Genomic DNA, 11,330 nt, shown 5'->3' on the forward strand with positions numbered 1-11,330 from the left:
CGACGGTCAGCCCCGGCGCGAACGGCATGCGGATGAATCCGCTGGCGGGCGGCGTGCCGTAGACGGTCTCGAAGCCGAGCGCCAGCCGCGCCCGCGCCCCAAGGGATCGTGCCATGATGCTCTCCTGTCGCAAAAAGAAGCGGCCCGCGGAGCGGGTCCGCGGGCCGGTGGGTCATTGGTCGGGCGCCGGAGGTCGTCCGGATGTGGTCTCCGCCGCGCTCAGCTCAGCGGGTCGTCCGCCGTATAGTGCAGCACCACCGCGATGGTGGCCGCCTTCAGGCTGGCCGCGCCCTCGACCGGCAGGTCCACAGGGCGCGGCGCCTCGGCCTCCACCCAGTCGCACAGCCCGCCCAGCGTGCGGTCGACAGCGAGCGCCACGCCAATGTTGGCGGTCAGCGTGTCGAAGGCATCGTCACGGTCGGCGCCCTGCACGACCGCCTCGATCTCCGCGCGGTGCTGGTAGTGGTAGGCGAGTGGCGACAGCGTGACCTCCGGCTCCCCAGGCTCACCGTCCCGCAGGATCAGCAGGCCATCGGCCGGCACACGCTCGGGCAGCGCCTCACCGCGCAGCGCCGTGGCGGGCAGCGCCGAAAGCCGCGCGTGCAGCGCGGCGAGAATGGTTTCGCGTGGTGTCATGGGTCGGCCGGGTTGGAAATCGCGTCGAGCACCGGACAGTCGGGGACTTCGGCGCCCGAACACCTGGATGCGGTTTCAGCGAGGACGGATTCGATACGCCGAAGATCCGCAATCCTCGCGCGGACATCGGCGAGGTGGCGCTCCGTCCGCTCCTTGACCTCGGCGCAGGTCGGCGCGGCGCCGTCTTCGAGCCCCATCAGTCCGCGGATGTCCTCCATCGAGAACCCGAGTTCGCGGGAGCGCAGGATGAAGCGCAGGCGCGTGGCGTGCGCGGCGGAGTAGATGCGGTAGCCGGCGTCGGTCCGGGGCGGGTCGGGCAACAGTCCGGTCTTCTCGTAATAGCGGATCGTCTCGATGTTGCAGCCGGTCGCCCGGGCCAGGTCGCCGCGTGTGAAGCCGCTCTCGCGCTCGTGATCGGTCATGGGCAAGTTTCCTGTTGAGCCTGTAGTTGCTACAGACCCTACACCTCTCCTCAATCATAGACGAGAGGTGCGCGACATGGCGCTGACGGACGACCGAACGGACAGCACGGGCGCGGATCGCCCCGCCAGAAAGGGCTGGCTTGCCGCAGGCGGTGTGCTGGGCGCCTTTCTCGCCTCGGCCTGCTGCATCGGGCCACTGGTGCTGCTGGCCCTCGGTATCTCGGGGGCCTGGATCGGCAACCTCACGGCGCTGGAGCCCTACAAGCCGATCTTCGCCGTGATCGCGCTTGGCTTCATCGCGGCGGGTTTCTGGCAGGTCTATTTCCGCAAGCAGACCGTCTGCGAACCGGGTTCCTACTGCGCGCGTCCATCTTCGGCGCGCATCACCAAGACGGCACTCTGGGCCTCGCTGATCGTCGTTGTCGCAGCCCTCACCATCGACTGGTGGGCCCCGCTTCTCTACTGATCCCGAAAGGACACCCTCATGAAGAAGATCCTTGCCCTTGTTCTGTTCGGCCTGACCGCCGTTGCGCCGATCACCGCCATCCCTGCTGCCGCGCAGGCCGTCGCCGCCGAGCAGACCGTCACCTTCGCGGTCGACAACATGACCTGCGCGCTCTGCCCGGTGACGGTGAAGCGCGCGATGGAGGGCGTCGAGGGCGTGCGCGCCGTCGAGATCGACTTCGAGGCGCGCACCGCCACGGTCGTCTTCGACACTGCCGCGACCAGCGCCGACGCCATAGCGACCGCCTCGGCCAATGCAGGTTACCCGGCGCGCGTCTCGGGCTGACGGGATGACCGAGCAGACCGACCGCAAGCTGATCGCGACAGGGATCGTCGGCACCGTCATCGCGGCGCTGTGCTGCTTCACGCCGATGCTCGTGGTGCTTCTGGGCGCCGTGGGCCTGTCGGCCTGGCTGGGCTGGCTCGACTATGTGCTGCTGCCCGCGCTCGCCTTTTTTGTCGGGCTGACCGTGTACGCGGTCTGGAGACGGCAGCGGCGCCAGACAACTCGAACGGATGGATGACTTGATGAAAGACGATTGCTGCGCGCCCAAGGGCGATTTCGACCTTGCCGTGATCGGCGCCGGATCGGCCGGGTTCTCGGCCGCGATCACCGCCGCCGAGGGAGGCAAGCGCGTCGCGTTGATCGGCCATGGAACCATCGGCGGGACCTGCGTGAACGTGGGCTGCGTGCCGTCCAAGACGATGATCCGGGCCGCAGAAGCCCTGCACGGTGCGCAGGCGGCGTCCCGGTTCCCGGGCCTTCACGGCGAGGCGCAGGTATCTGACTGGGCGGCGCTCGTCGCCGCCAAGGACGATCTGGTCGCGACGCTGCGCCAGAAGAAGTACGCCGACCTGCTGCCGGGCTACGACGGTGTGACCTATCTCGACGAGGGTCCGGCGCGGCTCGTCCCCGGCGGGGTCGAGGTCGGCGGTCGCAAGATCACGGCTCCCAAGGTGATCGTTGCCACGGGCGGCCGACCCGCCGTGCCCGACATCCGCGGCATCCAGGACGCCCCGGCGCTCGACAGCACGTCGCTGCTGGAGCTGAACCGGTTGCCCGAAAGCCTGATCTTCCTCGGCGGCGGCTATATCGGCGTGGAGTTGGCGCAGATGATGGCGCGCATGGGCACCCGCGTCACCATCGCCTGCCGCTCGCGCCTGTTGCCGCGCACCGAGCCGGAGGTGGCGCAAGCGCTCACCCAGGTCTTGCGCGCCGAGGGGGTCACGGTTCTTGACGGCGCAACCTATCACGCTGCGCGGCGTGACGGGGACCGTGCGATGCTGACCGTGACGGTGAATGGCGCGGAGCGCGAACTGACGGCCGACGGCCTCGTCCTGACGACGGGACGCGCGCCCAACACCGAGGGGCTGGACCTCGCGGAGATGGGCGTCGAGACCGACGCACGCGGTGCGATCCGGGTTGGCGATGACATGCAGACCACGAAGCCCGGCATCTTTGCCGCGGGTGACGTGACCGACCGCGACCAGTTCGTCTACATGGCCGCCTATGGAGCCAAGCTCGCGGCGCGCAATGCCGCGCTTGGCGGGGCGGAGCGCTACGAAAACGCTGCGATGCCGTGGGTGGTATTCACCGATCCGCAGGTGGCCGGGGTCGGGCTGACCGAACGCCAAGCGCGCGCCGCGGGTCATGACGTCAAGACCAGTGTGCTGACCCTCGACAACGTGCCCCGCGCGCTCGCCGCCCGCGACACGCGCGGCCTGATCAAGCTCGTCGCGGACCGGGCGACCGACCGCCTGCTGGGCGGCGTGATCATGGCGCCGGAGGGGGCCGACAGCGTGCAGACCCTTGCCATGGCGCTGAAGTTTGGCATGACGACAAAGGCTTTGGGCGAGACGATCTTCCCCTACCTCACCACGGTCGAGGGCCTCAAGCTCGCCGCACAGACCTTCGACAAGGATGTCGCGAAGCTGTCGTGCTGCGCGGGGTGATCCGAGCCAGCAGGCTGGGACCGGCCGCGGCGGTTGGCGTACCAACGTCATCACAGCCGCCCGTCCACCCAGTTCGCCACGATCAGCCCCGGGACGCTGTCGTGCGCCCGTTCGGCATCACGGTCGAGATCGAGCCGCTTCGGCAGCTTGACCTGCGGGACGAGCAGGAAGATCGGCGCGGTGACCTGGTTGCGGCCGGTCTTCGCGCGGGAGGCCACCGCCTGTCCGCGTTTGTTGATGCGGGCCCGGTCGGCGACGAGCAGGCTCGGGCCACGGCGGCGGTAGACGAAGCGCAGGCGCAGGCCCCGGCGACGTTCCCACTCGCCTGGAATGATCTTGCCGCCGCGAAGGCCCCGTCCGGCGGCGGGCGTCGGGATCGCGAGCCAGAAGCCGGTTTTCGAGCGGATCAGCGGGCCGGTGTCGTGGGCGCCGACGATGGCGGGCGCCTTCGACCAGACCAGCGAAGCCGCGCCGATGCTGGTGGTGCCCTTGGGCCATGTCTCCGCGCGGATGCTCTTGGCGAGCCGCTGGCCCAGCCCCGCGCCGGTGATCTGGCGGCGCCAGTCGGTCTTGAGCTGCCCGCCGGCCTCGCGCATCGCCGTTGTTACCGCGCGCTCGCCCGCCTTGAACTCCGCCGCCATGAGCGCGGCGAGGTCCGGCGTGACGTCGAGCTTCAGCTTCATGACGGTCAGGCCGGGCGCAAATCCACGGTCCAGACGAGCCGCTCGCGGTCGCGCACGGGCTCGCCCTGGATGAGGAACGCTTCGCCGTCGATCTCGATGCGGTCGCCGGGACGCGGGGGCGCAACCTCGGCCACGCGCATGTCTACACGCGTGGTCTCCGACCAGATGCGCGCGTCGCCGAAGCCGGTGGTCTCGTCCGCGCGTCGCGCCACGGCCCGGACGAGGACTGGGGCACCACCCTCGGGCGTGTACACGGCCTCGCGGGCGATGTTGTCATCCGCGAAGATGGCGTCGAGCGCCATGGCCACGGCGGTCATCAGGTCCGCCGCGCGCTGCGCAGCACCTGCGGGCGGGTGCAGATCGGCAGCGGGTTGCTCTCGATCTCCAGCCGCACCCATTCGTCGCGGTCCCGGTCGGGGATCATGCGCGCATAGAGCGGCAGGCCCACGGTGTTGACCGTCTCGAAGGTGTCGGCGGGGGCGTAGTAGATCTCGAACAGACCCTCGACGCCCTCGGGGTAGAAGTAGGCCTTGTCGGTGGGCACGCCGAAGCCTAGGCCCCCGCGGTAGCGCCGGAAGGTGATACCGCCGAAGCTGACCTCCTCGCCCACGCGCCCGCGCAGATCGGCCGCCGCGGCGGTGTTCAGGTAGGTCTCCCGGACCTCCTTGTGGGCGACCAGATCGGCGAAGAAGGCCGAGCCGCATTCGGCGCGGATCTGCACCTGGCCGGCGGCGAGCCCGCCAAGGCTGTCCTCGACGCTCTCGATCAGCGCCTGGCAGCGCTTGCGCAGCGCGCCCGACGCGGGGCTCGTGTTGTCCAGATCGAAGTCCACCTCCGCCGCTGGCGTGATGCCGAACTCGGCGTGATAGTCGATGACCGTCGCGCCGTCTTTCGGGTCTTTCACCACGCCCTGGATGCCGTTGAAGAGGTGGAACTCGAAGGTGGCCTCGGCGTCATTGCGCAGGCGCCCCAGCTTGCGCGCGACCTCGGCCTGGACCTGCTGCACCGCGGTCTCGGAGCCGAAGTCGCGGATGGACTGGATCTCGGAGGCCCAGAGCACGTCCTGCTTCTTGAACTGCCGGCAGACGAAGGCGCGCATCTCGCGGCGTTCGGGGATCTGGGACTCGTAGGCCGAGCCCCGCTCGGAGAACGGGATCAGCGAGAGCGTGCCATCGCGGCTCTCGATCATCACCGTGCGGCTGCGCACGCCGCGGGCGCCGAAGAGGTTGGCGCCCGACAGGATGGCGGGCTTGTAGGGGATGTTCTCGAGCGCGCGCGTGAGCTCGACGATGGTGAAGGCATCGCCTTCGAAGATGTCCATGGTCGCCATGTTGATGCCTCCGGGTCAGGGATGGTGTGGGGGTGTGCCGTCAGCGGACGAGGATGCCCGCGGCGAGGAGCGCGGCATGGGCCGCGGCGATCTCGGGATCGCTCGGCGTGCCGGCGAAGACGAGATCAAAGCGGTTGACGATGGCGGGGCCGCGGACGACGGCGACGGCCGGGGCGTCGCCACTCGACGCATCGGCCTTGCCCCAGAGCACGGCGACCGCGGTCTCGGTGCCGTCGGTGGCATTGGGATCGTGCGCGGCGTATTTGCCCGAGGCGGTGATCTGGCCTAGCACGGTGCCGGGGGCGAGCGTGCCGCTCGCCACGGTGATCGTCTCGCGGGTGTAGTCCCGATGGGCTTCCCAGACGAGGAAGCCGCCGGGATGGGTGCCCTCTGTCAGCGTGGTCATGGCATCATCCTTTCAATTTGAAGGTGCGGGCGATGACGTCGCCCCAGGGGCGGGTCGTGGCGCTGCGCCCGGGTTGCGGGTGATGGGGCGTGATCTCGGGCTGAGCCTCGGCACGCGCGTCCAGCAGCGCGGCGCGCACGGCATCCAAGCTGGCGTCCTCCTCGAGGAACCGCCCGGCCATCTGCGGCTGGCCCGCAAGCCGGCAGAGATCGACGACGGCCCTCGCGTGGTCGATGGCCTCGGCGCGGATGGACGCGGGATCCGGGCCTGCGCTGGCATCTGCCGCCGTGCCGTCCGGATCGTGCGCCTCGGGCGGCGCCGCGACATCGTTGGCGTCATCAACGATGTCCGGCCCTGTCTCCGCGATGTCCGGATCGGCGGTCTCGACCGCTTCCACCAGCTCGGGCGGCGCGTTCCGGAAGCGGGCGATGTCGAAGCTGGCGGCGATGCGCACGGGCTCGGCCAGCTGCGTGGCAAGCCCGGCCTCCAGCGCCTCGGCGGCATCGAACCATGTCTCCGCCGCCATCAGCGCCGCGATTTCGTCCTCGGTCTTGCCGGAGCGGGCCGCGTAGCCGCGCAGCATGCTGGCCGCGATCTTGTCCAGCGTTCCGGCCATGTCGCGCATGTCCGCGGCCGTGCCCATGACGAGGCCCGACGGGTCGTGGATCATCAGGAAGGCGTTCTCGGGCATGACAATCGCGTCGCCCGCCATCGCCACGTAGGACGCTGCCGAGGCCGCGATGCCGTCGATCCAGACGGTGACCGTACCGGCGTGGCGGCTCAGCGCGTTGTGGATGGCCACGGCATCGAAGACCGAGCCGCCCGGGCTGTTGATGCGCAGGTCGATGGGCGCGTCATCCGGCAGCGCGCCGAGTTCGGCGAGGAACCCCTTGGCCGAGACGCCATAGGCGCCGATCTCGTCATAGATCAGCACTTCCGCGCCGCCGTCGCGAGCGCGGATCGTGTACCAGCTCTTCATGATGTCACTCCTGTTCGGTGGCGCCGTCACTGCCACTGCCGTTGTCCGCCCCGGCGCCCGGATCGGGCCGCGTCGCCGGCGTCGCCCGGGCGCCCTGCGTCTCGCCCGGGCTGGTGCGGTAGCGCAGGCCCAGCCCCGAAGCGCGCGCCGTGTCCGTCGCGTTCTCGCGGTCCACTTCCTCGACGTCGTAGCCGGTGGCCTCGACCACCTTGCGCCGCGAGGTGATGCCGGCCTCCATCGCCAGCACCTGCGCCTGGATGTCCTTGAGCGGATCGACCCAGTCCCAGCGCGGCGGGATCCACTGGACCGCGCGTGCCGCGGCCGGGTCGGCGAGGTCCAGCCGGCCGGCCAACCGCGCGGTCTCCAGCCAGCGCGCCCAGACGGGGCGGCAGAGCTGATGCGCGATCACCCCGTGCTGCAGTTGCTGCACCCGCCGGCGGAACTCGACGAGCTCCGCGCGCAGGCTCGAATAGTTGGCCTGGCGCACGTCGCCGGTCACCAGGTGATAGGGCAGCCCCAGCGAGGCCGAGACGCCGAGCAGCGTCCGGTACTGGAACGCCTCGTAGCTGCTCCCGACATCGGCGGGGCTGGAGAACTTCACGTCCTCGCCCGGCAGCAGCACCTGCAGGGTGCCGGGCTCCAGGCTGGCGATGGCCGCGCCATCGGGGTCGGGCTCCTCTGTACCCATCATCGGCTCTTCCGGTGCGGTCTTGGTGATGAACCCGGCGAACATCGCGGCGGTCTTTTTCCGGTCGAGCTCGGCGTCATCGTACTGGTCGAGCAGGAACAACCGGACCATGGCGGGCGCCACATGCGGCAGACCCCGGATCTGACCCGCGTCCAGCGGGCGGTAGATGTGCAGCACGTCCTCGGCCGGCACGCGCACCGTCTCGGGCACCGCCACGCGCCGGTCCGTGCTGTCGCCGGGATGGGTGCGGCGGAAGTGATAGGCCACCCGCCGGCCGATCGCATCGAACTCGATCCCGCAGCGGATGCGGTGGCCGTTCGCCGCGGTCTCGGTCTTCTCGAACGGCAGCATCTCGGACTGGAGCAGCTGCAGCTGCAGCGGGACCAGCAGCCCGTCCTCGGCCCGGCGCGGGCGCATCCGCACGAAGCACTCGCCGGCGACGAACATCTCGCGGGCGACCATGGCCTGCAGACCGTAGAAATCCGTCAGCCCGTCGGCATCGGCCTCGTCGGTCCAGGCGAGCCAGAGCCGCTGGACCCGGTCGCGGAGGTCGGCGTCCCCGATCAGCGACGAGGGCTTGATGCCGTCGCCGACGAGATTGGCGGCGAAGGCCTCGCAGGCGTTGGCGGCATAACCATTGGTGACCACCAGTTCGCGGGCGCGGGCCAGCAGCTTCGGCCCGCCCGAGGCGACCAGCGCGTTGACGTTCTCCAGCGGCGGGTTCCAGCCGCGCAGCCGACGCCGGGACATCGCACCCTCGAGACGGGCGCGCACGCCGGCGGGGCCGCCACCGGGCTGGCGGCGAAACCGGTCGAACAGGCGCATTCTTCAGAGACCCTTCGTCGTCGTCACGCGCAGCTGCCGCACGATCCGCCGGCCCTCGGCTGCCGCGATCTCACGATCCAGCGCCTCGATGGCGCGGTCGATCTCCGCCACGCTGCGATATTCGACGGTCTTGCCGTCATAGCTGACCCGCGCCACGCCCGAGGACCGCTGCGCCGAGAGCGCGTCGCGGCGGTTGCGGAGTTCCGTCACGGCGGGCATGGATCACCTCACGCTGCTGATGCGAGCGAAGTTACGCCGCGCAAACTTCGCGCCGGTGGCGGTCGTGGCCCGGCTCGGTCATAAGGACGGCATGGACTCGCTCGCCAGCAGATCGATCGCCGAACTCCTCTCTCTTCACGCCGCGACGATGGAGGAGCTGCGGGCGAGGAACGTTCTTCGCTCCGCGAACAATCCCACCGGCGATCTTGCCGAATACCTGTTCTGCGCCGCATTCGGCTGGGACCAGGAGAACAACTCCGCCAAGGCTTTCGACGCCACGGGCGCAGACGGGACCCGGTATCAGATCAAGGGACGCCGCATTCACCGGCGCAACGGTTCACGGCAACTGTCCGCGATCCGCGATCCGGACGGGTTCGACATCCTGGCGGCCGTCCTCTTCGAAGACGAATTCAGGATCCTGCGGGCCGCCCTGATCCCGGCCCGGGTCGTGCGCGACCATTCGAAGTTCATCGCGCACACGAACAGCCACAAGTTCCTGTTGCGCGATGCAATCTGGGACGTGACCGGCGTCATCGATGCGACCGAGCGGCTGCGCGCCGTCGAGGGACTTTAACCCGGCTACCCCATGTAGCTCGACCGCCGCGTCCGCCGCCGAGGCACCGGACGGGGCGCGGGCCTCGCCGGTGCCTCGCCGTCCGCCGCGGGCGTCTCCACCGCCAGCTGCCGCTCCAGGTCCTGCCAGCGCGCTTCGGACCAGCGATCCGCGCCGGCAATCCACGCCGCCGCCCGTGCATAGACCCGGCAGTCCAGCGCCTCGTTGCGCTCGCGCAGCTTCTGCCATTCGAGCTTGGCGAAGCCGCGCTTGCCCTTGACCGTCACCAGCTGCTCCGCGGTCAGCTGTTTGAGCCACTCGCTGTCCGCCCAGGACGGCAGATGCACCGTTCCCGGTGGAAACGGTGCACCGGCCGTGACCTCTTCCGCGGTCGGCCGATCCTGCCGCAGAAAGCGGTAGGTCTCGGCCTTGAAGGTCGATGTCGCCACGGACCACAGCCGCGCGCCGCGCCGCAGGCGCTTGCCCGCGACGGTCGCATCGACATAAGTCGGGCCCGTGACCGGGCTGGCGCGGTTGAAGCCGTCGAGACCCTTCACGGGTGCCACCTGCGCGAAGCCGACCTGCCGCGCCCAGCCGTAGACCGCGCTGGTCTCGAACCCCGTATCGATCGCGAGCCGCGCGATCGCCAGATGCTCGCCGGAGGCATGGGGCCACGTGCGCCCCAGCAGGTCGGTCAGCTGCTGCCAGCAGGCGGGATCGCCGGGGCCGCCGTCGATCACGACATGATCGACGAGCCAGCTTTCCAGCCCGCGGCCCCAGGCCCAGACGTCGACCTCGATCCGGTCCTTCTGCACGTCGGCGCCGGCGGTCAGGAACAGGCCGCCCGCTGGCACCGTGCCCGAGGACCACGCCTCGCGGCGATCCGCCAGTCGCTGCCAGTCCGGCGCCTCGCCGGTCTCGACCCAGGTCTCGCCGAGGATCGTGTTGCGGAATGCCTTGCTCGCCTCGTCGGAGCCTCGGGCCGCCTCCCAGGCGCGAGCGATCCGGTCCCAGCCCAGCCAGCCCACCGGCGAATAGAGCGCCGAGAGGTGATAGCCGACGGTGCCGGGATCCGCCGGCACGGCCGTCGCGCGCCATTCGCCGGCTTCCAGCATCGCCGTCTTGTGGTGTTCGGCTAGGCCTGCGTCACAGCCCTCGCAGAGATACTCCGCCGTCTCCGGGCGGCCCTTCTGCCAGCGCAGGCGCTCGAACTTCAGCCACTGCATCGCGCCGCAATGCGGGCACGGCACGAAGAACCGGCGCTGGTCGGACGCCTCGAACTCCCGCTCGATGCGGCTCAGCCCCCGGATCGTCGGCGTCGAGACCAGGAACACCTTGCGCCGGTGGGCGAAGGTGAGCGACCGCGCCTCGGCTAGCGTGACCGGATCGCCTTCCTCGTCGGCCGAGGCCGGATAGGCATCGACCTCGTCGAGGAAGATGTACCGCGCAGGCGTGGACCTGAGCCCGACCGCCGAGTTCGCCCCCGTCATGATCAGGATGCCGCCCGCAAACTCCTTCGACAGCATCGTGTTGCCCGCGTCGCGCGAGCGGGCCGGCTTGATCCGCTCCCGCAGCTCCGGGCTCTCCTCGATCAGCGGGTCGATCCGCTGGCGCGAGTTGCGCTTGGCCAGTTCCACCGTCGGCTGGACCGCCAGCATCGGCCCCGGCGCCTGGTGGATGGCGAAGCCGATCCAGTTGTTGCCCGCCTCCGTCGCACCCACCTGCGCGGCCTTCATGAACACCACCCGCTGGGTCGGATCGCCGGGGGAGAGCCGGTCCATGATCTCCCGCATGTAGGGCGTGCGCAGCGTGCGATACTGCCCCGGCTCGGCCGAGGCGCGGGACGACAGCTTGCGGTGCCGGTCGGCCCATTCCGACACCGTCAGGTCCGGGTCCGGCCGCAGCCCGGAGAGCCACGCCCGCAGGACATCCCTGGCCCCGTCGAAGGCCAGCGCCTCCGCGTCCTCAGCGGAAGTCCGGCTGGATCTCGGCGAGGTCGTCGAGCTGGGATCGGACATGCTTCTCCAGAGCCTTCTGCATCGCGGCGGGCTCGACGCCCAGATCGGCCGCCATCAGCGCGGCCACCCGGGCGGGCCAGTTGACCCAGACATCGCGCTCCTGCCGCGCGAGGC

The 11,330-nt window shown here is 70.1% G+C and carries 15 protein-coding genes; 5 read left to right on the top strand and 10 right to left on the bottom strand.

From position 1 onward, the window contains the following. Positions 1–219: 219 nt before the first annotated feature. Positions 220–636, bottom strand: a complete 417-nt coding sequence (locus tag BU124_RS04325) for an acyl-CoA transferase (RefSeq protein ID WP_084861235.1) — start codon at positions 634–636, stop codon at positions 220–222. After that, entirely contained in the window at positions 633–1,058 is a 426-nt protein-coding gene (locus BU124_RS04330) for a MerR family transcriptional regulator (protein WP_084861236.1), read from the bottom strand. The genes BU124_RS04325 and BU124_RS04330 overlap by 4 nt, the downstream gene beginning before the upstream one ends. A gap of 76 nt (positions 1,059–1,134) precedes the next feature. On the opposite strand from BU124_RS04330, the gene BU124_RS04335 reads away from it, so the two are divergent. From BU124_RS04335 to merA, 4 genes are read left to right on the top strand one after another with little or no spacing between them, the layout of a single operon-like run. Further along, positions 1,135–1,524, top strand: a complete 390-nt coding sequence (locus tag BU124_RS04335) for a mercuric transporter MerT family protein (RefSeq protein ID WP_084861237.1) — start codon at positions 1,135–1,137, stop codon at positions 1,522–1,524. 18 nt (positions 1,525–1,542) lie between these two features. Continuing rightward, a complete protein-coding gene (locus BU124_RS04340; RefSeq protein WP_084861238.1) occupies positions 1,543–1,848 on the top strand; it encodes a heavy-metal-associated domain-containing protein in 306 nt (101 codons plus the stop codon). A gap of 4 nt (positions 1,849–1,852) precedes the next feature. Continuing rightward, positions 1,853–2,086 (top strand): mercury resistance system transport protein MerF, encoded by a 234-nt coding sequence (merF, locus tag BU124_RS04345; protein WP_143529882.1) that lies wholly within the window; start codon positions 1,853–1,855, stop codon positions 2,084–2,086. A gap of 4 nt (positions 2,087–2,090) precedes the next feature. After that, the gene (merA, locus tag BU124_RS04350; RefSeq protein ID WP_245831605.1) at positions 2,091–3,515 is read left to right on the top strand and encodes a mercury(II) reductase; all 1,425 of its coding nucleotides are present in this window, start codon (positions 2,091–2,093) and stop codon (positions 3,513–3,515) included. A gap of 50 nt (positions 3,516–3,565) precedes the next feature. Here merA and BU124_RS04355 read toward each other — a convergent pair whose 3' ends face one another. From BU124_RS04355 to BU124_RS04385, 7 genes are read right to left on the bottom strand one after another with little or no spacing between them, the layout of a single operon-like run. Then, complete coding sequence (locus BU124_RS04355; protein WP_084861241.1) at positions 3,566–4,198, bottom strand: DUF6441 family protein; 633 nt, start codon at positions 4,196–4,198, stop codon at positions 3,566–3,568. Between the two features lie 5 nt (positions 4,199–4,203). Further along, positions 4,204–4,515, bottom strand: coding sequence for a head-tail joining protein (locus BU124_RS04360; RefSeq protein ID WP_084861242.1), 312 nt, complete (start codon positions 4,513–4,515; stop codon positions 4,204–4,206). Beyond that, positions 4,515–5,528 carry a major capsid protein gene (locus BU124_RS04365; protein WP_084861243.1) on the bottom strand — a complete coding sequence of 338 codons (1,014 nt, stop codon included), beginning with the start codon at positions 5,526–5,528 and terminating at the stop codon, positions 4,515–4,517. Before BU124_RS04365 ends, BU124_RS04360 begins: the two co-directional genes overlap by 1 nt. 40 nt (positions 5,529–5,568) lie before the next feature. Next, the gene (locus BU124_RS04370; protein WP_084861244.1) at positions 5,569–5,934 is read right to left on the bottom strand and encodes a head decoration protein; all 366 of its coding nucleotides are present in this window, start codon (positions 5,932–5,934) and stop codon (positions 5,569–5,571) included. A gap of 4 nt (positions 5,935–5,938) precedes the next feature. Continuing rightward, positions 5,939–6,913 (bottom strand): head maturation protease, ClpP-related, encoded by a 975-nt coding sequence (locus BU124_RS04375; RefSeq protein ID WP_084861245.1) that lies wholly within the window; start codon positions 6,911–6,913, stop codon positions 5,939–5,941. A 4-nt stretch (positions 6,914–6,917) separates the two neighbouring features. After that, complete coding sequence (locus tag BU124_RS04380; protein ID WP_143529883.1) at positions 6,918–8,426, bottom strand: phage portal protein; 1,509 nt, start codon at positions 8,424–8,426, stop codon at positions 6,918–6,920. A gap of 3 nt (positions 8,427–8,429) precedes the next feature. Further along, positions 8,430–8,645, bottom strand: a complete 216-nt coding sequence (locus tag BU124_RS04385) for a phage head-tail joining protein (protein WP_084861246.1) — start codon at positions 8,643–8,645, stop codon at positions 8,430–8,432. Here BU124_RS04385 and BU124_RS04390 point away from each other — a divergent pair. Then, positions 8,644–9,219 carry a hypothetical protein gene (locus BU124_RS04390; protein ID WP_218775095.1) on the top strand — a complete coding sequence of 192 codons (576 nt, stop codon included), beginning with the start codon at positions 8,644–8,646 and terminating at the stop codon, positions 9,217–9,219. The two genes, BU124_RS04385 and BU124_RS04390, sit on opposite strands and share 2 nt — an antisense overlap. 5 nt (positions 9,220–9,224) lie before the next feature. On the opposite strand, the gene BU124_RS04395 is transcribed toward BU124_RS04390, so the two are convergent. After that, positions 9,225–11,216: a phage terminase large subunit family protein gene (locus tag BU124_RS04395; protein ID WP_084861248.1), complete on the bottom strand. Its 1,992-nt coding sequence runs from the start codon at positions 11,214–11,216 to the stop codon at positions 9,225–9,227. Positions 11,217–11,330: the final 114 nt, after the last annotated feature.

Source organism: Salibaculum halophilum (assembly GCF_002094885.1).
GTDB lineage: Bacteria > Pseudomonadota > Alphaproteobacteria > Rhodobacterales > Rhodobacteraceae > Salibaculum > Salibaculum halophilum.